Annotated in this window: 21 protein-coding genes; 13 read left to right on the top strand and 8 right to left on the bottom strand. The window is 68.1% G+C overall.

Going from position 1 to position 26,629, the window contains the following annotated elements:
- Positions 1-35 precede the first annotated feature (35 nt).
- From ACFVMC_RS09000 to ACFVMC_RS08990, 3 genes are all read left to right on the top strand, one after another.
- Positions 36-1,013, top strand: a complete 978-nt coding sequence (locus ACFVMC_RS09000) for a phosphotransferase family protein (protein WP_379208367.1) — start codon at positions 36-38, stop codon at positions 1,011-1,013.
- A gap of 30 nt (positions 1,014-1,043) precedes the next feature.
- On the top strand, positions 1,044-1,313 hold the full coding sequence (locus ACFVMC_RS08995; RefSeq protein WP_379208365.1) for a zf-TFIIB domain-containing protein: 270 nt from the start codon (positions 1,044-1,046) through the stop codon (positions 1,311-1,313).
- Between the two features lie 80 nt (positions 1,314-1,393).
- Positions 1,394-2,791, top strand: a complete 1,398-nt coding sequence (locus ACFVMC_RS08990) for a class II fumarate hydratase (protein ID WP_379208364.1) — start codon at positions 1,394-1,396, stop codon at positions 2,789-2,791.
- Positions 2,792-3,045: 254 nt separating this feature from the next.
- Here the strand turns inward: ACFVMC_RS08990 and ACFVMC_RS08985 are convergent, their stop codons facing one another.
- Entirely contained in the window at positions 3,046-3,915 is an 870-nt protein-coding gene (locus ACFVMC_RS08985) for an acyl-ACP desaturase (RefSeq protein WP_379208362.1), read from the bottom strand.
- Positions 3,916-4,033: 118 nt separating this feature from the next.
- Positions 4,034-5,308: a PhoH family protein gene (locus ACFVMC_RS08980; RefSeq protein WP_379209471.1), complete on the bottom strand. Its 1,275-nt coding sequence runs from the start codon at positions 5,306-5,308 to the stop codon at positions 4,034-4,036.
- A 407-nt stretch (positions 5,309-5,715) separates the two neighbouring features.
- Between ACFVMC_RS08980 and ACFVMC_RS08975 the strand changes: the two genes are divergently transcribed.
- Positions 5,716-5,988 (top strand): hypothetical protein, encoded by a 273-nt coding sequence (locus ACFVMC_RS08975; protein ID WP_379208360.1) that lies wholly within the window; start codon positions 5,716-5,718, stop codon positions 5,986-5,988.
- A gap of 12 nt (positions 5,989-6,000) precedes the next feature.
- Here ACFVMC_RS08975 and ACFVMC_RS08970 read toward each other — a convergent pair whose 3' ends face one another.
- Positions 6,001-6,753: a TetR/AcrR family transcriptional regulator gene (locus tag ACFVMC_RS08970; RefSeq protein ID WP_379208358.1), complete on the bottom strand. Its 753-nt coding sequence runs from the start codon at positions 6,751-6,753 to the stop codon at positions 6,001-6,003.
- A gap of 111 nt (positions 6,754-6,864) precedes the next feature.
- Here ACFVMC_RS08970 and ACFVMC_RS08965 point away from each other — a divergent pair, with 111 nt between their 5' ends.
- The 3 genes from ACFVMC_RS08965 to ACFVMC_RS08955 all read left to right on the top strand — a co-directional run bounded on the left by ACFVMC_RS08965 (position 6,865) and on the right by ACFVMC_RS08955 (position 10,131).
- Positions 6,865-8,040, top strand: a complete 1,176-nt coding sequence (locus ACFVMC_RS08965) for an FAD-dependent monooxygenase (RefSeq protein WP_379208356.1) — start codon at positions 6,865-6,867, stop codon at positions 8,038-8,040.
- 121 nt (positions 8,041-8,161) lie between these two features.
- On the top strand, positions 8,162-9,403 hold the full coding sequence (locus ACFVMC_RS08960; protein ID WP_379208354.1) for a hypothetical protein: 1,242 nt from the start codon (positions 8,162-8,164) through the stop codon (positions 9,401-9,403).
- A complete protein-coding gene (locus tag ACFVMC_RS08955; protein ID WP_379208352.1) occupies positions 9,403-10,131 on the top strand; it encodes an ESX secretion-associated protein EspG in 729 nt (242 codons plus the stop codon). The genes ACFVMC_RS08960 and ACFVMC_RS08955 overlap by 1 nt, the downstream gene beginning before the upstream one ends.
- Positions 10,132-10,187: 56 nt before the next feature.
- Here ACFVMC_RS08955 and glyA read toward each other — a convergent pair whose 3' ends face one another.
- Positions 10,188-11,483: a serine hydroxymethyltransferase gene (gene glyA, locus ACFVMC_RS08950; protein ID WP_379208350.1), complete on the bottom strand. Its 1,296-nt coding sequence runs from the start codon at positions 11,481-11,483 to the stop codon at positions 10,188-10,190.
- Between the two features lie 383 nt (positions 11,484-11,866).
- Positions 11,867-13,063 (bottom strand): DUF885 domain-containing protein, encoded by a 1,197-nt coding sequence (locus ACFVMC_RS08945; RefSeq protein ID WP_379208348.1) that lies wholly within the window; start codon positions 13,061-13,063, stop codon positions 11,867-11,869.
- A 180-nt stretch (positions 13,064-13,243) separates the two neighbouring features.
- On the opposite strand from ACFVMC_RS08945, the gene coaA reads away from it, so the two are divergent.
- Positions 13,244-14,176, top strand: coding sequence for a type I pantothenate kinase (coaA, locus tag ACFVMC_RS08940; protein ID WP_379208346.1), 933 nt, complete (start codon positions 13,244-13,246; stop codon positions 14,174-14,176).
- A 12-nt stretch (positions 14,177-14,188) separates the two neighbouring features.
- Here the strand turns inward: coaA and ACFVMC_RS08935 are convergent, their stop codons facing one another.
- A complete protein-coding gene (locus tag ACFVMC_RS08935; protein ID WP_379208345.1) occupies positions 14,189-14,977 on the bottom strand; it encodes an isoprenyl transferase in 789 nt (262 codons plus the stop codon).
- Between the two features lie 104 nt (positions 14,978-15,081).
- Between ACFVMC_RS08935 and ACFVMC_RS08930 the strand changes: the two genes are divergently transcribed.
- On the top strand, positions 15,082-15,753 hold the full coding sequence (locus ACFVMC_RS08930; protein ID WP_379208343.1) for a hemolysin III family protein: 672 nt from the start codon (positions 15,082-15,084) through the stop codon (positions 15,751-15,753).
- Between the two features lie 78 nt (positions 15,754-15,831).
- Positions 15,832-17,412 carry an adenylate/guanylate cyclase domain-containing protein gene (locus ACFVMC_RS08925; RefSeq protein WP_379208341.1) on the top strand — a complete coding sequence of 527 codons (1,581 nt, stop codon included), beginning with the start codon at positions 15,832-15,834 and terminating at the stop codon, positions 17,410-17,412.
- On the opposite strand, the gene ACFVMC_RS08920 is transcribed toward ACFVMC_RS08925, so the two are convergent.
- On the bottom strand, positions 17,409-17,900 hold the full coding sequence (locus ACFVMC_RS08920; protein WP_379208340.1) for an NUDIX hydrolase: 492 nt from the start codon (positions 17,898-17,900) through the stop codon (positions 17,409-17,411). The two genes, ACFVMC_RS08925 and ACFVMC_RS08920, sit on opposite strands and share 4 nt — an antisense overlap.
- Before the next feature lie 709 nt (positions 17,901-18,609).
- Positions 18,610-20,646, bottom strand: a complete 2,037-nt coding sequence (locus tag ACFVMC_RS08915; protein WP_379208339.1) for a thioredoxin domain-containing protein — start codon at positions 20,644-20,646, stop codon at positions 18,610-18,612.
- 145 nt (positions 20,647-20,791) lie between these two features.
- On the opposite strand from ACFVMC_RS08915, the gene ACFVMC_RS08910 reads away from it, so the two are divergent.
- From ACFVMC_RS08910 to ACFVMC_RS08900, 3 genes are all read left to right on the top strand, one after another.
- Positions 20,792-21,670: an alpha/beta fold hydrolase gene (locus ACFVMC_RS08910; RefSeq protein WP_379208338.1), complete on the top strand. Its 879-nt coding sequence runs from the start codon at positions 20,792-20,794 to the stop codon at positions 21,668-21,670.
- A gap of 38 nt (positions 21,671-21,708) precedes the next feature.
- Positions 21,709-24,840 carry a BTAD domain-containing putative transcriptional regulator gene (locus tag ACFVMC_RS08905; RefSeq protein WP_379208337.1) on the top strand — a complete coding sequence of 1,044 codons (3,132 nt, stop codon included), beginning with the start codon at positions 21,709-21,711 and terminating at the stop codon, positions 24,838-24,840.
- 99 nt (positions 24,841-24,939) lie between these two features.
- Complete coding sequence (locus ACFVMC_RS08900) at positions 24,940-26,565, top strand: tannase/feruloyl esterase family alpha/beta hydrolase (protein WP_379208336.1); 1,626 nt, start codon at positions 24,940-24,942, stop codon at positions 26,563-26,565.
- Positions 26,566-26,629 lie beyond the last annotated feature (64 nt).

Here is a 26,629-nt window from a genome sequence, read left to right as displayed (position 1 = left end):
TACGGTACGGCGATTCCGCGTTGGTTGCGGAGTTGGTGGCAGCGGCAGGCGGGGCCGGCGCGCCGCAACTGCTGGCGGACCGCGCGGACGCGACGGTGGTCCGGGTCGGAAACCGTGTGGCCAAGGCGCATTCGCCCGAGACCGTCGAGGCCGCACTACTGGTCCGGCTGCGCTTCACCTGTCATCCGTGGCTGCGTCCGATTCTCGCGGAACCACATACCGGAGCAACCGTGCGCCGTCACCGCGATCGCTTGATCACCGTGTGGCCGTTCGGTGACACGGTCGACCCGGATGACCCGAACGCGGCACCCTGGGCGGAAGCCGCCACCTTGCTCGCACGCCTGCACGCGCTGCCGATCCCGCCCCCGCACCGATTCAATTGTGCTGTGCGGCAGCTGGATCCGTTGCCATCCGCCGGCGGTCCGGCCCGAGTGCGGCGCGCGATGCACCGACTCGTGGCCGCGGGCGACAGCGTGGACGGCGCGGCCGCCGCCGCCGTGCGGCACGCGCACGCCGGACTCTGCGCGGAGCTACCGGAGATCGCCACGGCGCCTTCCGAACTCGCCTCGCGCCGGTCGGCAGCGACAGCTTCGGGAGAAGTCGCGGCACCGTCCGCCCGACGTCGATTGGTGCACGGCGATTTCCATCTCGGTCAGCTCATCCGTCTGCCGGATCGAACCGGAAACCCCTGGCGTCTGGTCGACATCGATGATGTCGGCGTCGGAGATCCGGCCTGGGATCTGTCCCGTCCAGCCGCCTTCTACGCGGCCGGGATACTGGAACCCATTGCGTGGGAACGTTTTCTGAACGCCTACCGGATTGCGGACGGCCCGGCGGTGCCCGCCGCCGGTGACCCGTGGCCCGCCTTGGATCTGCCCGCTCGGGCCGTGGTGATCCAGGCCGCCGCCTTGGCGATCGTCGCGGCCGGCGCGGCCGGTCGCCCGCTCGACGACATCGACAAAGCCTTGGTGGACACCTGTTCTCGGATCTCCGCGTGGCCGATGACATCGTGATCCGCGCATGCTTCCGGTACCGTCGCCGGTATGCAGTGTCCGAAATGCCATGGTCTGATGCAGACCTACAATCGCAGCGGTGTTCATATCGAACAGTGCGGTAACTGCCGGGGGATCTTCCTGGACTACGGCGAGCTGGAGAACCTGACCCGGCTCGAATCCGGTTACGCGGCCCCGCCGCCCCCGCCGCCGCACGGCGGCGCTCCGGGCTGGGGCGCGCCCGCGCCGCACCACGGTGGGTACGGCCACGGCCATCACGGCCGCCACAAGGCCTTCGGGAAGATGCTCTTCTCCTCCTGAGGTTATTCCCCGCGCCGGATGTGCGAATGACCTCAGGCGTGGCAGCCCACAGGGCCTCGCTCGCGGCCTATGGTCGAGCCATGACCGAGGAAAAGTTTCGCATCGAGCACGACACGATGGGGGAAGTCCAGGTCCCCGTGCACGCCCTGTGGCGGGCGCAGACCCAGCGGGCCGTGGACAACTTCCCGATCAGCGGCCGCGGGTTGGAGCGTGCGCAGATCCGGGCGCTCGGGCTGCTGAAGGCCGCGTGTGCCACGGTGAACCGGGATCTGGGCCTGCTCGACCCGGCCAAGGCCGCCGCGATCGTGGCGGCCGCCGAGCAGATCGCGGCCGGCGCGCACGACGACCAGTTCCCGATCGATGTGTTCCAGACCGGTTCCGGCACCAGCTCGAACATGAACGCGAACGAGGTGATCGCCTCCCTCGCCGAAGCGGCCGGGGTGCGGGTGCATCCGAACGACGACGTGAATATGTCGCAGTCGTCGAACGACACCTTCCCCACCGCGACGCATCTGGCGGCGACGGAGGCGGTGATCACCGATCTCGTTCCGGCGCTGGAGCATCTGCGGTTGGCGCTGCTGGACAAGTCCGAGCTGTGGCGCACCGTGGTGAAGTCGGGTCGCACGCATCTGATGGACGCGGTGCCGGTCACGCTCGGTCAGGAGTTCGGCGGCTATACCCGTCAGGTCGCGGCCGGGATGGAGCGGCTGATGGCCACCCTGCCCCGGCTGGGCGAGCTGCCGATCGGCGGCACGGCGGTCGGGACCGGTTTGAACGCGCCCGCCGGTTTCGGCGCGAAAGTGGTCGCGGAGCTGGTGCGTTCGACCGGCATCGACGCGTTGACCGAGGCGCAGGATCATTTCGAGGCACAGGCCGCCCGCGATGGCCTGGTGGAGTTGTCCGGTGCGCTGCGCACCATCGCGGTCAGTCTCACCAAGATCGCCAACGATATCCGCTGGATGGGTTCCGGCCCGCTCACCGGCCTGGGCGAATTGCAGCTGCCGGATCTGCAGCCGGGCAGTTCGATCATGCCGGGCAAGGTGAATCCGGTATTGCCCGAGGCGGTGACGCAGGTGGCCGCGCAGGTGATCGGCAATGACGCGGCGGTGGCGTTCTCCGGCGCGAGCGGCGCGTTCGAGCTGAATGTCTATATTCCGGTGATGGCGCGCAATGTGCTGGAGTCGATCCGGCTACTGGCCAATGTGTCACGGCTGTTCGCCGACAAGTGTGTGCGCGGGCTGGTCGCGAACGAGGAGCGGCTGCGCACGCTGGCCGAGTCGTCGCCGTCCATCGTCACTCCCCTGAACTCGGCGATCGGGTACGAGGAGGCGGCGGCGGTGGCCAAACAGGCACTGAAGGAGCAGAAGACGATCCGGCAGACGGTGATCGATCGCGGCCTGATCGGCGAGAAGCTCAGCGAACAAGAGCTGGATCGCCGCCTGGACGTATTGTCCATGGCGCGGGTCGACGATAAATAATCAATTCACACAATCGAATTCCCCCGGCGGCTACTGCCGTCGGGGGAATTCGAATGCCCGATACTCAGACACCGAACAGATCTCGCGCCCAACCAAAAACGTCGACACCATGATCGAGGAACCAGCTAACAATATCGAGCACCATGGTCTTCACCTTTCTTGGGGTCCGCTGCGGTTTGCAACGTTATTGAGCTAATCGGCAGCAACTCCGGCTGCGTTTCACCCAATCCACAAAAAAGTCGAAAATAGCCTTTCTAGGCGGCCGCTTCGGCGCGCAGGGATTCCAGCTCGGCCCGCGCCTGCTCGCCCGCTTCGCCCAGATCGGTCCGCTCGAAGACATTCCACCGCCGCAGCAGCGGCCCGAACACCAGCTCGGGCTGCCGGGCCGGATCGTAGATACCGGCCTCGGCCAGCAGCTCGTCACTGGTCCGGCCGTCCGGCAGGGTCACCCTGGGCACCTCGAACGCCGCCACCCGGTCGGCGATGGCGCGCATCGCCTGATCGGGCGCGTGCGCGAACGCGGCGTCCACCAGGTGCGCGAAGAATTCCGCCTGCAATTCGTCATCGATCGCGATCCGCTCGGCCATCGCGGTAACCATCGGATTCTCCTGAAGCGCCGCGATATTGCGATGCCGCACGGCCGACGCCGCTTCCTCGAATGCGCAAGTAGCCAGCACATCGAGCAAATGCAATGCGGGACGCCGGAATCCATTCGTCATATGCGCCATACGCTGACGTTCCAGATCGACCGGATCCACTGCCCGAGTCACCATCAGGTAATTACGCAGCATGATTTCATGCCGGTTCTCCTCGGCGGTCCACCGGCCGACCCACCGCCACCACGCACCGGTGCGCAGGTACTTACCGATCTCGCGGTGATACGAGGGCAGATTGTCGGCGATGAGCACGCTCACCGTCAGGGCCAGCTTGGCGATCTCACTGAGCTCGGATTGCTCCGGCTCCCAATCGCTTCCGCCCAGAAAGCCGAAGTTGCGGCCATCGTCGAACGGCACGTAGTCGTGCGGCTGCCAGCCATCGGCACGTTCGATATGCCGGTGAAGCTCGAGTTCCACCTCGCCAGCCAGGGCTTCGAGCAACTCGCGGTCGGTCAAGTGATTCTGCACCAGCACAACCTAGCCGCTGAACGCCGCCGGTGGGCGGGGACCTCCGAAGACCGTGCCGCCGAACGGCAACGATCCGGCGAATCCGCGCTGGACCCGCCGGATCGTGCCGGATTACGAGCTACGCGCTCGGACCGTATTCCTCCAGCATCTCGGTGACGAGCGCCGCGATCGGCGAGCGCTCACTGCGGGTCAGGGTGACGTGCGCGAACAGCGGATGCCCCTTGAGCTTCTCGATCACCGCCGCGACGCCGTCGTGCCGGCCCACCCGCAGATTGTCGCGCTGGGCCACATCGTGGGTGAGCACCACCCGCGACCCCGTTCCCAGCCGGCTCAGCACCGTGAGCAGCACATTGCGCTCCAGGGACTGCGCCTCGTCCACGATCACGAAGGAGTCGTGCAGCGAGCGACCGCGGATGTGGGTGAGCGGCAAGACCTCCAGCATGTCGCGGGAGAGCACCTCCTCGAGCACCTCACGGCTGGCCAGTCCGTCGAGCGTGTCGAAAACCGCCTGCGCCCAGGGCCCCATCTTCTCGCTCTCGGATCCGGGCAGGTAGCCCAGATCCTGGCCGCCGACCGCATACAGCGGACGGAAGACCACCACCTTGCGCTGGGTGCGGCGCTCCAGCACCGCCTCCAGGCCCGCCGTCAGCGCCAGCGCCGACTTACCGGTACCGGCCCGGCCGCCCAGCGAGACGATGCCGACGCTCTCGTCCAGCAGCAGATCCAGGGCGATCCGCTGTTCGGCGGAGCGGCCGTGCAAGCCGAACGCCTCCCGATCGCGGACCAGCTGCACGCGCTTGTCCGGGGTGACCCGGCCCAGCGCGCTCGAGCTCGTCCCGAGCAGCCGGATGCCGGTGTGGCAGGGCAGCTCCCGGGCCTCGTCCAGATCGAGCACGGCCTCGGCGTAGAGCTGGTCGACCTGCTCCTTGGCCACGTCGATCTCGACCATGCCGGACCAGCCGGAGGTCACCACATCCTGGGCGTGGTATTCGTCGGCGTGCAAGCCCACCGCGCTGGCTTTGACGCGCAACGGAATGTCCTTGGACACCAGCACCACCGTGCGGCCCTCGGAGGCGAGATTGAGCGCGCAGGCCAGGATGCGGGAATCATTGGTGTCGGTGCGGAATCCGACGGGCAGTACCGCGGGGTCGGTGTGGTTGAGTTCCACCTGCAGCGTTCCGCCCTCGGTGCCGATCGGCACCTGCTGATCCAGCCGGCCGTGGCGCAGCCGCAGATCATCCAGGTTGCGCAGGGCTTCCCGCGCGAACCAGCCCAGTTCGTGGTGGTGGCGTTTGCCTTCGAGTTCGCTGATCACAACCAGCGGGAGCACCACGTCGTTGTCGCCGAACCTGGTGAACGCCCAGGGATCCGACAGCAGGACCGAGGTGTCGATGACAAAGGTTTTCTGGGAGAGCGAAGCCCCCTTGGTGTCTGAAGGGACAGCGGCGGCATTCCCGGATGAATTCGGCCCGGAGGGATTCGACGCCGAGGGAGCGGAAACGGAGCGTGCAGCAGTCACGGTGGGCTCCTTTGTGTCCGTGCGGCACCCGCGCGCGGACGATCTCGCTGGACCGGCCGGTCCTGATGGCGTTCGACTTTCGTCAACTGCCACGAGGGCCGGGCGCCGGCCCTCTCGCACTGAATTGCTCAGTCACGGTCAGGACCTCCCGTACGAACCACACCGACGCGGCCCGCACCATCGACGCTACCGCCGACCACCCGGTCTGCGCTCGGGGAAGTGAAGGCGTGTCCGTGAATCTTTCGTTAACCGAGACCGGATCCCGGGCTAGAGTCGCTGGTATGGCCGGTAACGAGGAATTCGAGAACCTGTCGTCGAAGGAGCTGCACGACGCGGCGGTCAAGCTCGCGGTGCGCCACGGAGATGTGAAATTCCTGTGGCAGCTGCTCACCCGGATTCCGGCCGCCGCGGCCGAGGCGGGCGAGCAGGGCGAGGCCGAGGTCGATGTCAACAACACCGCCGCGCTGCTGCACGACTACGTGCACGCGGGCGAGGGCGATCTGGCCGAGCAGCTGCGGCCGTTCTATCTCGAGTACCTGTCCCGGCACTCCTGAATCCGGGCCCGGCTATTCGCCGGTGATCGCGTCGCCGCGCTCGGCGACGAGCACGGCGACGCCGTCCAGAATCCGCTCGATGCCGAATTCCAATGCGTCACCGCGGTTGTCGGTGAACGGTGAGCCGTCGCCGGTCGCGGCGGCCTCCTCGGCGAAGGCCGCCCGCACCGCCGGATAGCCATCGCCAGCGGCCGTCATCATCAGGGTGAACTGTTCGGCGACCTGCGCCGCCAGCTCGCCGCCGGTGCCGGTCTGCTGGGCCAGGCCGCGCGCGTGGCCGTTGAGCAGGACGACGGTGTCGAGTCGTTCCGGTCCGGTCAGCCCGGTGCCGTCCAGTGCGACCAGCGCGACCTCCAGCCAGCCCAGCTCGTTCGGCCCCATCGGCCGCACCCCGGCGACGAGTTCCAGCGTCCACGGGTGTGCGCGGTAGCGCTGATAGATGGTCATGGCCCAGTGCCGCAGGGCGTTTCGCCAGGCCGGAGCCGAACCCGGCTGCGACCCGCGCGGTTCCGGCGGCGCGCCGATGGCGGTGTCGAGCATGAGCGCGGTCAGCTGTTCCTTGCCGGGCACGTACCGGTACAGCGACATCTTCGTGTAGCCGAGCCGTTCGGCCAGCCGCTGCATGGACAGGTTGGCGAGTCCTTCGGCGTCGGCCAGGGCGATCGCCTCGGCGACGATGCCGGTCAATGTGAGCGCCGGTTTGGGTCCGCGCCTGGGCCGCTGCGGCATCCCCCACAGCAGTTCGACGGTGGTCGGTGCGGGCATGTGCCGATCCTTTCGGTAACCGTCTTGACGGACAACTGTGTCTACCATACTCTAATTCGTGTCCATCGGAAACAGATTCCATCGGACACTATTCTTGTGCGAGGAGAAACCATGCGTAACCAGTCCGTTCTCATCTCCGGCGCCTCCATCGCGGGGCCCGCCCTGGCCTACTGGCTCACCCACTACGGCTTCGACGTCACCGTCGTCGAACGCGCGCCGGAGCTGCGGCCAGGCGGCCAGGCGGTCGACTTCAAAGGCGCCACGCACCGCACCGTGCTCGAGCGCATGGGCATCTGGGAAGCGATCCAGGAACGTCGCACCGGCACTACCGACACCGTGTTCGTCGACACCGACGGCAAGCGCATCGGATTCATCTCCGGCGACTTCACCGGCGGCGACGTGGAGATCCTGCGCGGCGACCTGGCCCGGATCCTCTACGACCGCACCAGCACCACCTGCGACTACCGCTTCGGCGACGCCATCGCCGCGCTCACCGAGACCACGGACGGCGTGCAGGTGGAATTCGAGCACGGCGCACCCCGCACCTTCGACCTGGTCATCGGCGCCGACGGAATCCATTCGCGGGTACGGCGACTGGCGTTCGGACCGGAAGCCGACTACGTCCGGCACCTGGGCCACTACTACTGCGTGGCGGGCGCGAGCCCGTGGCAGGATGGGCCGCGCGAACGCCGCACCTCGCATGGATTCAACGCACCGGGGCGGCTCGCGATCAGCGGCGGCGCCAAAGCACAGCAGATGTACATGTTCTCCGCGCCGGAACTCGACTACGACCGTGGCGATCTCGACGCGCAGCGCCGCATCGTCGCCGAGCGGTTCGCCGGACTGGGCTGGGAAGTACCGCGCATGCTGGCCGAGCTGCCCGGATTCGAGGACTTCTACCTCGATTCGCTGAGTCAGGTGCGGATGCGCGGCTACACCAAGGGGCGGGTCGCGCTGGTCGGCGACTCGGCCTACGGCAACACCCTGGGCGGTTTCGGCACCGGACTGGCTGTGGTCGGCGCGTATGTTCTGGCCGGCGAGCTGGCCCTGGCCGACAGCGACCATGCCGTGGCCTACGCGCGATACGACGAGATCATGCGCCGCTACGCCAAGATCGCGGGCAACGCCAACGCGGGGAAATTACTCGCCCCGCGCACCGCTCGCGGCATCCGGATGCGCAACTGGTTCGTCAGCGGCCGGCTGTTCGCGCTCATGGCCAAGATCGGCGACAACGCCGCCAACGACATCGATCTGCGCGACTATCCGGAGCTAACCCGGACCCGATGATCGGAACGCAGCTCTGGTCCGGGGCGATCGGCTGTGTTTCGATGGAACCGACAGGGGGTGGCGTGCGTCTATATGGTCGAACGGCTCACATCCGCCACCGGGCACCACCAGGGAGCGATCCATGAGACCTACCGACGGCAGGGCGATCACCAATCCCGAGAACGCGCAGAACTTTTCGCACGCCGAGATCAAACAGGCCGCCGATCGGATGAATCCGGGCGGGCTCGAAGCCGCGTTCACGGCCTGGGCGGCCATCGCCGCCGCGGTGACCACGGCGGGCGACGCGTTCGAGACCGCCTTACAACAGGCCATCGACCAGCGGTGGGAAGGCGCGGCGGCGACTGCCGCGGTGCGCGGTATCCGCGAATTCACCACGCGGGTAGGTGAACTCGGGGAAGCGCTGGCCCAGCAGTCCGGCCCGCTGTCCGCGGCGGCCGGTGCGGCGACGAAGTTCCAGGCGGCGATCCCCGCGGTGACCGATTCGTCGTCGAGCTCCACCGAGCCCGCGGCCCGCAACTCCCAGGAGGAGCAGGCCCGCGACGATATGTACACCTACTACATCCAGCCCTACGGGGCGACAGCGCCGCAGATCCCGACGCTTCCAGCGCCGATCGATCCGGCTGCGAACACCGGACCGGTACCGGATTCACCTGTGGTGCAACCGAATACGGACAACCTCATCTCCAACGGAGCGAAACCGTCCGACACCGACCCCGCCGAATCCGGGAAACCCGCCGAGGACGCACAGCCCAGCGACCAGGGGCAACCGGAGGAGCCGGCCCCGGCGGCAGCGGCCGCTCCGACGCCTCCCACAGCGCCCACGGCTCCCACCGGGGAGAGCCCGAACCCGACCGACGGCGAACCGGAAAGCACCACACCGCAATCCCTTTCGCAGAATCCGGTCGGCACCATTCCGGCGTCGGTCTACGCGCCGACCACCGTCATCGCGCCGCAGTCCAGCCCGATCCCGGCTCCGGCGGTGATCCCGGATCCCTCCGCCCCGGGCCCTTCGGCTCCTGGCCCGTCGGCACCGGGCACGTCGGCACCCCAACCCGGCGGCAGCTCGAATCCACCGGTCTCGAACAACCCCGGCCCACCGCCGAACGGAGCGAATCCGCCGCGCCAGGGCACACCCGTGCCGCTGCAACCGGTGCCCCAGAACGCCCCGGCCACAGCGGCTCCCGTGGCCGCCAAGGTCGCGGCGCCCGGCGCCGCGGGCTTCGCGGGCGTGGTCGCACGGGCCCGGGTCCGGCGCGAGGAAGACGGCGAGCACCGCGCCAAGAGCAAGCGTTCCCAGGAACACACCAAAAAGCTGATCGGCGACACCGAGAAGCCCGTCCCGCCCGTACACGGGACCGACTGATGGCGCCGATCCCGCAGTGGACGCTCACCGCCGAACAGTTCGCCGCCGCCTGGTTCGGCACCGGCCTGGACCGGCTGCCCTTCCCGTTCCGGTTCACCAGCCGCTTCCCGGGTATGCACGAATACCAGGAATACCAGCGGCGTTTCCGGCGCGAACTGGACGCGGACGAGCACCTGCACCTCAAACGTGCACTGCGCGTCCTCGGCCGCCCCGATTGGCGCATCGAACTGTTCGGGCTCGACCATCGACACGGCGCCGCCGTGGAGATGCGTGCCATCGGCTGCGCCAGCCGCAGCGGGACCGGCGTCATCGCCATGCAGAACCCGGCGCCCGACGGCGGCAAGGTCCGGTTACGCCGCTGCCGAAGTGACCATCTGGCGACCGAGCTGATCCGGCTGCTGCCCGATCCCCCGGCGGGCACCGCACCCGAGAAGAGTTATCTGCTGGGCGATCTCACGCCCGATCCGGACGGGCCGGTCGACACCCGCGAGAGCTATCGCCGGTTCTGGCGGCAGCGCTGCACGACCCGGGGCACGGTGGTCGTGCTGCTCGGTCCGCGCAATGCCGAACCGTTGCGCACCGGAAAACTGCGCTGGATCGATACCGCCGAGGGGCGCTACGGCGAGACACCGGCCAACGGCGCGCTGATGATCCGCCCGTCCACCAGCGCCGGGATCACCCGCTATCTGGACGAGGCCATCATTCGCGCCCGCGCGCACATGGAGTGAAAACGACGGCGTCCCCGCCCTTTTCAGGTGCCGGGGACGCCGAGATACCGGGCAACTCAGCCGAGCAGGCGCCAGTCCTCCAGGCCCTGGTAGAGCGGAACGCTCTGGGCCAGCTTGGTGACTCGGCCGCGCAGGGTCTCGAGATCCGAGCCGCCCGCCAGCGCGGTGGCGATGATATCGGCGACCTCGGTGAACTCGGTATCACCGAAACCACGGGTGGCCAGCGCGGCGGTGCCGATCCGCAGACCGGAGGTGACCATCGGAGGCCGCGGGTCGAACGGAACGGCGTTGCGGTTCACCGTGATTCCGACCTCGTGCAGCAGATCCTCGCCCTGCTGGCCGTCGAGCTGCGAATTGCGCAGGTCGACCAGGACCAGGTGGACGTCGGTGCCGCCGGTGAGCACGGTGATGCCCTTGTCCTTGACGTCGGCGCCGGTCAGCCGCTCGGCCAGGATCTTGGCGCCGGACAGCGTGCGCTGCTGGCGGTCCTGGAACTCCGCGCCCGCGGCGATCTTGAACGCGACGGCCTTGGCGGCGATGGCGTGCATGAGCGGGCCGCCCTGCTGGCCCGGGAACACCGCGCTGTTCAGCTTCTTCGCGAATTCCTGCTTGGCCAGGATCAGGCCGGAGCGCGGGCCGCCCAGCGTCTTGTGCACGGTGGAGGAGACCACGTCGGCGTAGGGCACCGGCGACGGGTGCAGACCCGCGGCGACCAGACCGGCGAAGTGCGCCATGTCCACCCACAGGTAGGCGCCGACCTCGTCGGCGATCTCGCGGAACGCGGCGAAATCCTGGTGCCGCGGGTAGGCCGACCAGCCGGCCACGATCACCTTCGGACGCGACTCGCGAGCGATCTTGCGCACCTCGTCCATGTCGACGCGGTGGTCTTCCTTGCTCACCCCGTAGGAGTGCACCTCGTACAGCTTGCCGGAGAAGTTCAGGCGCATGCCGTGGGTCAGGTGCCCGCCGTGCGCGAGATCCAGGCCGAGCAGCCGCTCGCCGGGGCTCATCAGCGCCATCAGCACCGCGGCGTTGGCCTGCGCGCCCGAGTGCGGCTGAACATTGGCGAACTCGGCCCCGAAGAGTTCCTTGGCCCGGTCGCGGGCCAAGGTCTCGACGACATCGACGTGCTCGCAGCCGCCGTAGTAGCGGCGGCCCGGGTAGCCCTCGGCGTACTTGTTGGTGAGCACACTGCCCTGCGCCTGCAGCACCGCGCGCGGCACGAAGTTCTCCGAGGCGATCATCTCGAGCGTGTCGCGCTCGCGGGCGAGCTCGCCCGCCATGGCGGCGGCGAGCTCCGGATCGAGCTCACCGAGAGACTGGGTATTGACAGAGGCGGTCGACTGCGTCACGCCGCCGAGTGTATTGGCCTGGTCCGCATCGACTGGAACGGGGTTCTGTTGCATGGCGACCTCCAAGGTGGCCCGGCACCCAGGCGCGCGGTGCGGGCGATGGGGCTTCCCGGTGGTTACTTCCACCTCGAGTGCGCCAGTCGCGGTCCGTTCAGCCTATCCGGAGACCCCTGCCCCGCGTTTTGGGGGCGGTGCGGCGCGTAACGAACCGAGGTGTGACGAGCGGTGCACCGGGTAGCTAGTTGTCCTGTTCCACGACGAAGGAAGAACCATGTTGCACCTGGTCTCCGTGCCCACCAACCCGATCGACGGCCTGCTCCGGGTGATCTCGCAGCTGCTGTGCTCGATCTCCTCCGGCGGGAACTGCGCCGTCATCATGTGATTCACATGCGCCGGATCGCACCCGGTGTCAGCGGCTCATCCAGCAGACGCCGGAAGCGATCCGCGCGATCCTCGGCGTCGGGCGCCTGATCCAGCCAGCCGCCGAGCAGTTTGTAGCCCTCCACGTAGGTGCTGATGTAGGCCCGCCACAGCGGCGAGGACAGGAAGCGCAGCGACTGCCGCGCGCGTTCCGGTGTCGTCAGCGACCAGCGCTGCAAGAACTCCGCCACCTCGGTGTCGTCCCGGCGCCGATCGTGCAGCAGCAGGGCCGCGTCCTGGCGCACGCCCAGCAGCTTGCCCGACGCGACGGACAGGCGTTCGGCGCGGTCACCGTCGAAGCGCAGACCCAGATCGGCGTAGATCTCCTGCGCCCACTTGCCCCAGCCCGGTCCGACGATCGAGCGCAGGGCCAGGTCGGCCAGGCCCTCGGCCATCAGGCACTGCGGGGTGTTGACCAGGAACAGCGTCTGCTCGGCCTGGCCCGCCGCCACCAGTCCGGCCTCCTTGCGGCAGTGCTCGGTGTGATGACCCGGGTACGCCTCGTGCGCGATCAGCGCCGGCAGGTGCGCCATGTGCTGCTCGAGATCGGAGTTGATCGCGACCCGCGAATGGTAGTTGCCCAGGTAGTAGTTGAATCCGGACCACGGCTTGTCGCCGACCACCTCGTAGGTGACGTGCTCGTGGTCGGGCAGCGGGTAGCGATCGCGGACCAGTTCGCGCAGTGCCGAGGAGAACGCGTCCACGCAGACCTGGAGGCGGGCGGGCGGGATCGCGTCGGCACGGCGATGGTGCAGCATTCGCTCGGCCAACGGGCCGTCGCCGGGCAGCACCTCGTCCATCAGGCGGTGCGCTTCGCGGTAGTCGTCGGTGTCGCCCGGGGCGATCTCCACGTCGAAGTAGTCGCGGACCTCGTCGACGAAGCCGATGTCGTCGCCGGCGAACTTGCGACCCGAGGTCTCCAGCGCGCGCAGGTGCACATCCAGGAATTCGGTGCGTTCGGGTGCCAGGCCCGCGTCGGGCAGTTCGGCGCGCAGCGCGGCCGCGCGCCGGGCCAGCGCACGTGGTTCCGGCGCGGGGGCGTTCTGGACTTCGCGGCGCAGTTCCGGGTCACCGGTGTAGGCGTCGACGAAGCCGTCCTCGAGCCGATCGAAGGCCAGGCCGAGCCGCAGATATTCGGTGACAAGGGGATGCGCGTCCATGGCCGTCCACCCTAATGGCTGACGGCCGCGACCACCCGATGTTACCGGCCAGTAGCCACACCCCCCGTTTCACACTCTCGTGCGGCAGAGCACAATTCGTCCATGCGGCGACAGCTAGACCGGACCTCACAGAAGTGTCCCGACGCCAGTGCGTGTTACTCGACCGAGGGCGTCGAGTAAATGGCGAGGATGAGTGAGCCGAGCCCCTACGTGGAATTCGATCGCAAGCAGTGGCGAACACTGCGCAAATCGACTCCGCTGGTGCTCACCGAGGAAGAACTGATCGGGCTGCGCGGCCTGGGCGAACAAATCGACCTCGAGGAGGTCGCGGAGGTCTACCTCCCCCTCGCTCGACTCATCCACCTCCAGGTGGCCGCCCGCCAGCGCCTGTTCGCCGCGACCGCCACCTTTCTCGGCGAAAAACACCCCGATCAGCAGGTTCCATTCGTCATCGGCGTCGCGGGCAGCGTCGCCGTCGGCAAGTCGACCACCGCGCGCGTCCTGCAAGCGCTACTGGCCCGCTGGGAGCACCACCCGCGGGTCGACCTGGTCACCACCGACGGATTCCTCTATCCCACCGAGGAATTGACCCGCCGCGGCATCATGCATCGCAAAGGTTTCCCGGAAAGCTACGACCGCCGCAAACTGCTGCGTTTCGTCACCGAGGTGAAATCCGGTGCGGCCGAGGTGTGCGCGCCCATGTATTCGCACATCTCCTACAACATCGTGCCCGACAAATTCCATTGTGTGCACCAGCCCGACATCCTCATCGTCGAGGGCCTCAATGTGCTGCAAACCGGTCCGCGCCTGATGGTTTCGGATCTGTTCGACTTCTCCATCTACGTCGACGCACGTATCGAGGACATCGAGAATTGGTATGTCCAAAGGTTTCTCGCACTGCGCGAAACCGGATTCGCCGATCCCAAGGCACACTTCCACCACTACGCGAATTTCACCGACGAGCAGGCCACCGCCGCCGCCAAGGAGATCTGGAACTCCACCAACCGCCCCAACCTGGTCGAGAACATCCTGCCCACCCGCCCCCGGGCCACTCTGGTCCTGCGCAAGGACGCCGACCACACCATCAACCGCATCCGCCTGCGGAAGCTCTGAGCCGGCCGTGGCTCAGGTGCCGAAGCGGCGGTGTCGCGCCGCGAAATCGCGCAGCGCGCGCAGGAAGTCGACCCGGCGGAACTCCGGCCAGTAGGCCTCGGTGAACCAGATCTCGGAGTACGCGCTCTGCCAGAGCAGGAACCCGGACAATCTCTGCTCACCCGAGGTCCGGATGACCAGATCCGGATCCGGCTGCCCGGAGGTGTAGAGGTGCTGGCCGATGGCGTTCACCGTGATCGACTGGACCAGATCCTCGCCGTGCTCCCCCGCCGCGATCTCCTGGCGCACCAGCTTGCGCACCGCGTCGGTGATCTCCTGCCGGCCGCCGTATCCGACGGCCACATTGACATGCACCCCGTCGCGCCCGTCGGTGCGTTCGGCCGCCGTGCGCAGCCGCTTGGCGATCAGCTCCGGGAATCCCTCGAGGCTGCCGACGATGCGGACGCTCCAATTCTGTTCCGGCGCAGACAGTTCCTCGACGACGTCGGTGATCACCTCGAACAGCGTTTCCAGCTCCTCGGGGTCGCGTTGCAGATTCTCGGTGGAGAGCAGGTAGACGGTCACCATCTCGATGCCGACCTCGGCGCACCAGCCGACCAGTTCGGCGATCTTGAGTGCGCCGACCCGATGGCCGTGGCTCACATCGGTGAAACCGTTCTCCCGGGCCCAGCGGCGGTTACCGTCGCACATGACCGCGACATGGCGGGGATGTTGTTTACCGGCCAGCTGCTTGGACAGCCGCGCCTCGTAGATGCGGTAGGGCAGGCCACGCACCCGACTGGGAAACTCCACGGCGACCAACCCTACGCCTCACCGGCGCGATCCCGGCAACGACGGCGGGCACTGGCACCACCACCAAACCTACGGTACCGTAGGTTACTCACCAGTCCCTTAGGAGATCGCTCGTGACCGAAGTAGGGAGCGCCGTCGGCGCGGCGCTGGTCAAACCGCGCATGCGGGGCTGGATCCACACCTGGGCGGCCGGTATCGCCGCCATTGCCTGCGCCGTGCTCGTCGCCGACGCCGCGACCGTGTCCGCCACCGCGGCCTGGTCCACCCTGATCTACGGGCTCACCGTCTGCCTGCTGTTCGGAGTCAGCGCGGTATACCACCGGGTGACCTGGCCGACCGTACGCAAGCGCATCCAGATGAAACGCGCCGATCACTCGATGATCTTCCTGTTCATCGCCGGTAGTTACACCCCGTTCGCGCTGCTCGGCCTGCCCGGGCGCACCGGACGGATCCTGCTCACCGTGGTGTGGGCGGGCGCGCTGGCCGGCGTCGCGCTCAAACTCCTGTGGCCGACCGCGCCGCGCTGGGTCGGCGTCCCGCTGTATCTGCTGCTCGGCTGGGCCATCGTGCCGGTCGCCGGGCAACTGCACACCGAGATCGGCATCGCGCCGCTCATCCTGCTGCTCATCGGCGGCCTCATCTACAGCGGCGGCGCCATCCTCTACGCCACCAAATGGCCCAACCCGTGGCCGGCCGTCTTCGGTCATCACGAGTTCTTCCACGCCGCGACCGTGCTCGCCGCACTCACCCACTACATCGCCATCTGGATGGTCGTTCTGCGCTGAAGTTCGGTGTCCGCACACCTGTCCGCGCCGCGGCCCAATAAAGTCGGACCGGAACTCCGACTACCGGACGGCACAGGAATGGCAGAGCAGGACGTGGATCGCGCGGACAACGGCACCGATGCCGTGCACCTGACCGCGCCCCAGAATCGCCTGCGCCGGGTGATCGCCGGGCTGGTCCTCTGGGCGCTGCGGGCCCGCTGGGGGCTGGCCGCGGTGGTGATCACCGCCAACCTCAGCGGTCTCGCGGTCATCGTCACCGAGCTCTGGCTGAGCAACTTCTTCGACAAACTCGGCGACGACTGGCTGCACACGCTGACCATCGTCGGCATCTATCCGACCATCGGATTCCTGGTCGGCGTCGGCCTGGCCATCCGGGACCGGAACGTCTACTTCGGCTGGCTCGACCAGAGCCGCCAGCCCACCCCAGAGGAGGCGCGGCGGCTGCTACGGCTGCCGTTGGCGATCACGCTGCGCGCCCTGGCCATCTGGATACCCGGTGTGATCGTGGCCGCGGCGGTATTCACCCACGTCACCCCGCACGACGACCGCGGCGTCACCGCGGCGCTGTTCACCATCGGCGCCCTCGAATCCGCGGGCATCACCTTCCTCGTCGTCGACCGGCTGATCCGCCCCACCATTCCCGTCATCGCGCGGGTACTCGGGGCCACCATGCACTGGAGTTCCTCGGTGCTGGTGCGGGTGGTGCTGAGCTGGGCGGTGGCGGGCGCACTGCCGATGATGATGCTCATCGTCGTGCTGGCCGACCCGGCCTCGGCCGCGCCGGACCGGATCCGCACCGCCATCTACCTCTCCGCCGTCGGCCTGGCCGTCGGGGCGCTCGCGACCGCGCTGCTGGCGCTGGCCGTCGCGTCACCGATCCACATCCTGCGGCAGGCGCTGGACCGGATCACCCAGGGCGAACTGAACATCCGGGTACCGATCGGCAGCACCAGCGAGATCGGGCGGCTGGAACATTCGGTCAACGAACTGGCCGCGAATCTGCGGGAACGGCAGCGGATGCGGGATCTGTTCGGGCGGCACGTCGGGCCCGAGGTGGCCGCGCGGGCGCTGGCCGAGCAGAACGTGGACCTCAAGGGCGATGTGCGGGAGGTGAGCGCGCTGTTCGTCGATGTGACCGGGTCCGTCGCCCTGGCCACCGGGCTGACACCGCAGGAATTCGTGGCCAAGCTGAACCGGCTGCTCACCATTGTCGTCTCGGCCACCGAGGACAACAACGGGCTGGTCAACAAGTTCGAAGGCGATGCCGCGCTGTGCATCTTCGGTGCGCCGATCGCGCTGGGCGACAACGCGACACCCGCGTTGCGGGCAGCTCGCCGGATCCGGGACGAGGTGCTCGCCAGCGGTGAACTCGATATCGGGATCGGGGTGGCGCGCGGGCAGGTCTTCGCCGGCGACGTCGGCGCCGACACCCGCCTGGAGTACACCGTGATCGGCGACGCCGTGAACGAGGCGGCCCGCCTGACCACCGAAGCCAAATTCGCGCCGCGGCGAATCCTGGTGAGCAGCAGCGTCATCGAGGCGGCGGCTGCGCACGAACGAGCGAAATGGCAGCACTACCAACGGATTCACCTACGTGGCCGCGCCGAACCCACCTCGTCGTGGACCGATGTCGACCACGCCGACCAGGTCGCCGGCTAGCGCCAGGGCAGCAGCACCGGCTCCGCCGGGATGTCGTCAGCGAGCAGCCGCTCCAGCAGACCGGCCAATCCCAGCGGAAACACCCGATCCGTAGTCGTTTTCAGCTCGGCCAGCGACCACCAGCGCCAGCCCGACAACGCATTCCGTTCGATCTCCTGATGCCCGGAGACGTCCACCTCGAATGCCTCGACTCGCACGAAGAAGAACGAGTCCGTCGCATCGAACACTGTCCCGTCCTGCGCGGTCCACTGCCCCGCACTTACCGCCACCACCGGACTCAACTGATCCACCGCGACCCGGCACCCGGTCTCCTCGAACAACTCCCGCACCGCGGCCGCGTCCACCTCTTCCCCGGGATCCACCCCGCCACCGGGCGTGAGCCACGACATTTCCGCCTCGAACGGCTCCGGCGGCATGAACCGGAACAACAGCACCCGCCCCCGCGAATCGACCACCACAACCCGCCCCGTAGCCCGCGCCACACCCATCCCCCGATCCTAATTCGCCTACCGCCCCGCGGAAATCACAGCAACTCCGCACCCCGACCGGCGACTTCACCCACCCGATCGCGCAGGTGGTCTCGCCGAAGCCAGTGTGACCACACGAGAACAGCTGCGGATCCATCCCCAGGCGAGATAGCGCAGAGCAACCCGCACCGGGAACAGCGCGACTTCACATCGCTTTCAGGCACCCCACACGCCCGATCGCGCAAGCGACGTCACGAATCCCTTTGTGAGGTCCCGGATGCCAGTGTGACGGCACGACAACAGCTGCGGATCCAGCTCAAGGCAATGCAGAGCAGAACGGCCCACACCGGCAACCGCGCGACATCACATCGCATTCGACCACCCCACACACACGATCGCGCATGCCATATCGCGAATACCGTTGTCAGGTAGCGAAAGCCAGCGTGAACACACGAGAACAGCTGCGGATCCATCCTCAGGCAAGGGAGAGCAGAGCAACCCGCACCGGGAACAGCGCGACTTCACATCGCTTTCGTGTACACCGCACACCCGGTCGTGCGGGCGATGTCGCGAATGTCTATGTGAGGTCGCGGATGCCGCTGTGGCGACAGTTCGGATCGTGACTTGCCGAAGGGAGGTATATCGACGGCATCGGCGCGATCACCGGCGCGGGACGAGGTTGATGTGGGGCTGGGTGGCTGTGGGGGCAGAGGTGGGGCGGGTGGAAGGGTCAGGGGTGGCGGAGGGAGGAGTGGAGGGCGGCGGGGGTGGTTACCGGGAGGTCGCAGACTTGGCCTCGGCAGACGTAGGCGGCAGGGTGGTTGTCGATGGTGGGGCGGGCGGTGAGCAGGGGGACGGAGTCGGGGGTGGCGGCAATGATGATGGTGCCACTGGGGGCCTCGCGGTGGGCGGCGGCAATGAGTTCGGCTGTGGTGTTGAGGTTTTCGGGTGGGACGGCGATGGCGATCTGGAGCGGGCCGTGCAGGGCGGCCTCGGCGACGGCGAGCCACTGCCCGGCCGAACGGGGGGCGCGGGCGAGGATGACGGCCGCGCGGGTGAGGGTTTGGTCGGCGTGGGTGCGGTAGTCGGTGGCCTGGTCGGGGGCGCTGAGCGCCGAGGCGGTGAGCAGGGCTTCGGCCAGTGCCGAGGCGCCGGCGGGGGTCGCGCCGTCGATCGGGTCTCGGGGGCGGGTGACGAGCACTTCGGCATCGTCGGCGGTGTCGAACCAGCTGCCGGGGCTGTCCGGGTCGGCGAAATGCTGGATCGCCTTGTCCAGCAAAGCTTGTGCTTGTTCGAGCCAGTCGAGTTCGCCGGTGGCCTGGTGCAGGGCGAGCAGGCCGGTGGCCAGCCAGGCGTAGTCCTCGAGAACACCGGGCGCGGCTCCGACGACGCCGCCGAGCGAGGCGCGGCGCACCCGGCCGTCGACCACGTGCTCGGCGAGCAGGAAACGGGCGCACTCGGCGGCGGAATCGATCCAATCCTGTTGCTGGAGAATCGTTCCCGCTTCGACCAGGGCGGTGATAGCCATCCCGTTCCAGGCGGTGACGACCTTGTCGTCCCGGGCCGGTTGCGGGCGCAGGTCGCGGGCCCGCACCAGCGCGGCGCGGACTCGCTCGAAACGTTGCGGATCGTCGGGGTCGGTGTAGCGGGTGAGCACCGAGGTGCCCTGCTCGAAGTTGCCTGCCGTGCCGACACCGAAAAGCTCTGCGGCCCAAGCACCGTCGATGGCGCCGAGGGTTCCGGCGAGTTCGGCGGGCGTCCACACGTAGGTAGCGCCCTCGACCCCGGGACCGTCGGGTTCGAGGTGAGTGTCGGCGTCCAGCGCGGAGGCGAATCCACCGCGCTCGGTACCGAGATCGTCGCGCAGGAACCCCACGATCTCCCGAGTCACCCGTTCCGCCAACGCATCCGAGTGCCGAGCCAGGTGCGCGTAGCCGCGCAGCAGTTGCGCGTTGTCGTACAGCATCTTCTCGAAATGCGGCACCACCCAGGCGGAGTCGACCGAGTACCGCGCGAACCCGCCACGCAACTGGTCGTAGATCCCGCCGCGCGCCATCGCCGTCGCGGCCCGCAGCAGCGCCGCCCGCACCTCCGGGCTCCCGGTACGTTCCCAGCTCCGCACCAGCCCGACCAGCAGCGCCGACGGCGGAAACTTCGGCGCCCCACCGAATCCACCGTGCTCGCGATCCTCGTCCCGCAGCACCGCGGCCACCGCGTGATCGAGCAGCGCGGCGTCCACCGCCAGATCAGCTGCCGGCAGTCCCGCCGCCTGCTCCCGCAGGGCCGCCGCCACCTGCCCCGAAGCCTTGTCGACCTCGTCCCGCCGATTCCGCCACGTCTCCGCGACCGCCTCCAGCACCTGCGTGAACGACGGCATCCCACCCCGCGCCACCTTCGGGTAATACGTCCCGCAGTAGAACGGCTCCCCTTCCGGCGTCAGGAAGCAGGTCATCGGCCACCCGCCCTGCCCGGTCATGGCCACGGTCGCGTTCATATACACAGCGTCCAGATCGGGCCGCTCCTCCCGATCCACCTTGATACACACGTAGTTCTCGTTCATCACCGCGGCCGTAGCCGCGTCCTCGAACGACTCGTGCGCCATCACATGACACCAGTGGCAACTCGCGTATCCGATGGACAGCAGGATCGGCGCGTCTCGATCCCGCGCGGCCGCGAGCGCGTCCGCGTCCCATTCTCGCCAATGCACCGGATTATCCGCATGCTGTCGCAGGTATGGCGAGGTCGCAGTACCGAGACGGTTCACCATTCCAGCCTAGGCCAGTACCGCCGGGCGGCGGTGGCGGCACCCGAACCGCCGGCCGAGGCCCCCGTCGGATGTCATCGAGGTGTCATCGGTATGTCAAGGCCGGACGTGAATGTGGTTACCGTACCTACGAAAGGGGTTGGCAGCCATGCGGAATTTGCCGGGACGGCACATCGCGGTGAACGGTCACGAGCTCTATGTGGAGGAATCGGGCCGCGGTAACCGATACGTCGTTTTCGAGGGCGGGTTGTGGAGTTCGCGGACCTGTTGGGATCGGGTAGTGCCACTGCTGCTCGGCGATGACACCCGGCTGATCACTTACGACCGGATCGGGTTGGGGCGCAGCGCGCCGTTGGATCGGCCACTGACCGTCGAGCAGCATGCCGCGGACCTGGTCGCGCTCGTCGAACAGCTGGTGCCGGATCGACTGGTGCTGGTGGCGCACAGCTACGGCGGGGTGATAGCCCGGATGGCCGCACCGGCGCTGCGAAAGCGGTTGGACGGGATGCTGTTGCTCGATCCGTTCCCGGAGCGGGCGCGAGCCTACGACGATATGGATGCCATGCTGCGGATGGCGGATCGGCCACTGGTCTTCGCACAGTGGCTGACCCGGGTGCGCCCGTTGCGGCCGGCGATCGCCGCGCCCATGAAATGCCTTCCGCCGGACACATTCCGGACCATTGTCGAGGAGGACGCCACGCCGGGCGGGGTCCGGCAGGCGCGGCGGGAATGGGCCGCACTCGCGGCGGTTGTCCCAGATCTGCGGAACACGCCGCCGGAGCCGCCACGTTGCCCGGTCACGCTGCTGTCGGCCGATCGGGTCACCAAGTCGACCGCTCCCCACCATGCGGATATTCAGGGTGCGCAGCGCGCCTATATCGACGAACTGCCCAACGGGCAGTTCGAAACGGTCGACTGCACGCATCACGTGGAAGCGCTGGCGCCCGAGACAGTGGCCGATCGGGTGCGGATATTGCTGGCAGGATCACGCGTCGCGTCCGAACCCCCGGTGCGCCCCGTGCGGTGACACCGGGTCGCCGGCCCGGACCTGCGACACTGGTCGATGTGCGGATCGGTTTGCTGGGGTCGTTGCGAATCACCACCCGGGATGAGGAGCCGCTCGAAATCAGCGGGTCCCGTTTGCGCTCGTTGACGGCGCGGCTGGCTCTCGACGCCGGCCGTACGGTCGGAGTCGACACACTCATCGACGACATCTGGGGCGAACAGGCGCCCGACGGTGCGCCGAACGCCCTGTCCCGCCTCGTCTCCCGCTTGCGGCGCGCGCTTCCCGAAGGGAGCACTCTCCTGCGATCCGATCGCGGTGGGTACCGGCTCCTTGTCGCCGAAACCGACGTCGATGCACTGTGTTTCGAGCGTCTGGTCACCTCCGGACGCAGCGAGCTCGCCGCAGGGCGGCCCGATGCGGCGGCGCGGATCCTCGGTGACGCCCAGCGGCTGTGGCGCGGTGCGGTGCTCGGCGGACTCGGCGATCCGCCTTTCGCCGCCCTGGTCGCGATCCGGCTGACGGAGCTCAGGGTGCAGGCCGCCGAACACCGCATCACCGCCGAACTCGCCCTGGGACGGCATTCGGACGTCTCCGCCGAGGTGGAGCGGCTGGCTGCGGAACATCCACTGCGAGAACGGCTGCAGGGCCAGCTCATGCGGGTGCGGTACGCCACCGGGAGGCAGGCGGACGCTCTGACGGCCTTCGAGCGGGTGCGGACGGCACTGAGGGTGGAGCTGGGCGCGGATCCGTCCGCCGAGTTGACCGCGCTGCACGGGGCAATCCTGCGGCAGGAGCCGGATCTCATTCCCGTTGCCGGCACCGCGTCGCCCCGGAAGCAAAGGGTTCGCAACGCTGTTTCTCCGACAGATCTGGTGGGTCGCGACGGCGATCTGCGAGCACTGCGCGCAATGCTCGACACCCATCGTCTCGTCACGATTACCGGCCCCGGCGGGGTGGGCAAGACTCGAATCGCACTGGCACTCACGGACGATCGCGTCGATACCCACCTCATCGAGCTCGCGCCGCTGGACAGTCCGGACGATCTGTACCGGCAGATCCTGCTGGCATCGGAGGGGCACGGTCCAGGTTCACCCGTCGAAATCCCGTCCGCCGCTCCTGGTCTCGGCACGCTCACCGAGGTGCTGCGACAGCGGAGGGTGCTGCTGGTGCTCGACAATTGCGAGCATCTCATCGATGCGGCCGCCGAGCTCACCGCGCATCTCCTCGCGACCTGTCCCGAATTGCGATTCATCGCCATAAGCCGCGAGCCCCTCGGCATTGCGGGAGAGGCGCGGTACCCACTGCCTCCGCTCGGTCTGCCACCCGCCGATGTCCCCCTCTCGGCGGCACCGCAATATCCGGCGGTCCGGCTCCTAACGGAGCGGGCCGCGGCCGTGCGGCCCGGCTTCGCCGTCACCGATACCAATGTCGAAGCGGTGACCGACATCTGCCGGCGACTCGATGGCCTGCCTCTGGCCTTGGAGCTCGCGGCCGCGCAGTTCCGACTGCTGACACCGGAACAGATCGCCGCCCGGCTCGATGACCGATTCCAGATGCTCACCGCAGCCTTCCGCGACACGCCCGCCCGCCACAGCACATTGCGTGCGGTGGTGGAATCGAGCTGGGAGACCCTCACTGAGCCGGAATGCAGACTGGCGCGGCGATTTTCGATATTCCGCGGTACCGTCACATTGCCCGCCGTCGAGGAGATCTGCGCGGATCACGGAGGCGAGCATCGACTACCCCCCACCGCGATCCTCGATGCCCTCCGCGGCTTGGTCGACAAGTCCGTGATCGCTGTGGTGCCGCCCGATCCCCCGGCCACCGAAATGGGCTACCGCATGCTCGACACACTGCGAATCTACGGTGCACGACGGCTGCACGAGAGCGGGGAAGCCACGTCGGTCCGGGCAGCGCACGCTCGATACTGGCTCGCGGTCGCCGAGGGCGAGGAGCCGCGCCTGCGAACCGGTGACCAGCTTCGGGCACTCCGGACGCTACGCGCCGCGCATCCCGATCTCCTTGCTGCCCTTCGAAATTCACTCGCAGACGAGAACGCGGCCGTCGCGACGAGACTCTGTGCGGCCCTCATGTGGTATTGGATCCTGCAGGGCGCGGGCTATGATTTCGCTCCCGTCGAGGCGGTACTGGATCTGGACGACGAGCACCGTCCCGCCGAGCGCGCCATCGTCGCGGCGGCACACACACTGGTAGTCGTAGGCTTCGGGCGCGCGGAACCCGGTGCCGCACAACGAAGTGTGGCTGTCGCCCGCGCACACCCCGGCGCCACCGGCCATCCCCTGCTGGCGCTGTTGCCGGTCATTGTCGCGCAGGCCGACGCCGATATCGACCGCGCCCGCGGCGAACTCACCCACCTGTTCGACACCGCCGACCGCTGGACCCGGGCCGTTGCCCGGCTCTTCCATGGATTCATCGATGAGCTGGCGAGCGATCTGCCCGCCGCTGGCCGCCATTTCCGCCATGCCCGAAACGATTTCCAGGCAGTAGGTGACCGCTGGGGCCTGTGGTCGGCCACCCAGGGTGTGGCCAAGGCGCACGCCGCCGCGGGCGAACCGGCCGCTGCCGCCACCTGTTACCGGGAGGCTCTGGGCTATCTCACCGAGCTCGGTGCCACCAGGGACATTCCGGCGCTGACGGCGCAGATCGGGCATCAACTCCTACACTCCGGCGACCATTGTGGCGCCCACGCCGAACTCACCCACGCGCTCGACCTGGCTCGCGGCCACGGCCCCTCGGAGGCGCTCGTCTGGGCGGCCTTCGGACTCGGGCTCCTCGCGGCCGAGGCCGGCGATATCGTGCAGGCTCGCCGCTGGTACGACCAGGCACTGGCCGCTGGATGGCGAGAAAGGTCCGGCGACTGCGAGTCTGCCGCCCAGGCTCGAGCCGCGGTATCCGCGCTCGTGCACGCCACCCTCGCGGATCTGGCCGTGCGCCACGAGGAGGACTCGGCGGCGCGGAATCACCTGCGGTCCGCGGTCGACCTCGCCATCCGGTCGATGCATCCGGCGACGATCGCCACGGTGGCCGCGAGATTGGCCGAGGTCATTCGCGCCAGGGGCGCGGCGGCGGTGGCGGCCGAGCTCACGGACTTCGCCGACGCCTACCGACGCGGACGCACCATGCCCCACGACGCGGCGTTCACCATCCTGCGCAGGGCTGCCGAGGGCTGATGATCCGAACCAGCGGCACGCGATCCCGGCATCGGTCACGTGCCGCCGTGTCAGCGCGGTGTGGCCCGGATGTCATGCCGAACACCGAGCGTGTGCCCCATGCGATTCACCACCTTCCCCGTCCTCGCGGTCCTCGCGGCGACCACCGCACTGGTTCCCGCGTGCACGAATCCGACCGGCTCGGCGAGTACGGCACGCTGCGAGGAACTGATCGGCGAGTACGGCGTTCCGGATGCCGCCACCCGGGTCACCCAGGCGACAACGGTCGCGGCGAGCGGCGGCAAACCCGAGCGATGCGACATCCGTGGCACCGTCGCGCCCGCCGTGCGGTTCCGCCTCGAACTGCCCACCACCACCTTCAACGGCCGCTATCTGCAGTATGGATGCTTCGGATTCTGCGGTCGACTGGAGGAACCGGCCGCACCCGACTGCGGCCCAGCACGCACCGGCGATTTCGCCGTCGCCACCACCGATGACGGCCATATTCTCGAAAGCGCCGCAACCCAGGGCATTTTCGGCCGAGACGATCAGGCGGCCCGCGACGACTGGTTCTTCCGCGCCCCACACGTCGTGGCGAAGGCGTCCAAGCATCTCATCGACGTGTTCTACGGATCACCTCCCACCCGCGCGTACTTCAGCGGCTGCTCCAATGGCGGCCGCGAGGGACTGCTACTGGCTCAGCGATATCCACAAGACTTCGACGGAATCATCGTGGGAGACCCGGTCAACTACCTCGGCCCGCTCGGCGGTGTATCCGAAACCTGGCGCGCCCGAACGAATCTCCGCGTGGACGGTTCCCCCGTTCTCACCGATGAGAAGCTCCCGGCGTTGCATCGAGCCGTACTAGCGATCTGTGACGCCCTCGACGGCCTCGCCGATGAACAGATCGACGAGCCACGCGCCTGCCACTTCGACCCCGCCACCCTGACCTGCCCACCTGGCACTGACGATTCGGGTTGTCTGACACCGGAACAAGTCATCGCGACCCGCGCCTTGTACGCGGGTCCCACCGATGCCGAAGGCCGCCGTCTGTATGTCGGCGGCCAGCCCTACGGCAGCGAGCTCGCCTGGGCCGGATTCATCACCCCCAAACCGGGATTCGGCGTCTCGCTGTCGGCGAGCGTCGCCGACAACTACCTCCGCTACGTCGGCTATCCGATCGGTACCCAGCACTCCTCGGTCAGCGAATTCACGTTCACCGAAGAGGAGTTGCGCCGGCTCACCACAGAAGGCGCCAAAGGCAATGCCATGAGCCTCGACCTCACCGAATTCCGCTACGCGGGTGGCAAACTCATTCTCTGGCACGGCTGGGCGGACCAGGATCTGCCGCCCACCGCAACCATCGACTACTACCATCGCATGGCGCAGCGCATGGGCGGCGTACACGAAACACGGTCCTGGGCAAGACTGTTCATGGTCCCCTCCATGTATCACTGCACGGGCGGATACCGTCTCACCGAATTCGATCCCTTCGCCGCTCTGGTCGAATGGGTCGAGGACGACACGGCGCCCGACCACATTATCGCGACCGGGCGCGATGAGACCGGCGCGATCACCCGCGCCCGTCCCGTATTCCCGCATCCTCTGATCGCGGCATACGATGGCGATGGCAGCATCGACGACGCCGGGAACTTCGCCCCGGCCCAGCCCTCGGCCCCACTGCCCGACACTATCGACTGGCTGGGCACCTACCTCCACGACATCCCCGGCCCAACCGCACCATAGTCCGATGTGGTGCCGTAGACGGGTCGCGATGATGCCGTCGAGGTAGGGCGTTGTGACACAGCCC

It is taken from the genome of Nocardia sp. NPDC127579, assembly GCF_042672005.1.
Classification (GTDB): Bacteria; Actinomycetota; Actinomycetes; order Mycobacteriales; family Mycobacteriaceae; genus Nocardia.
Note: the sequence above shows the minus strand (reverse complement) of the source record. Positions and strands in the feature narration are given on the sequence as shown.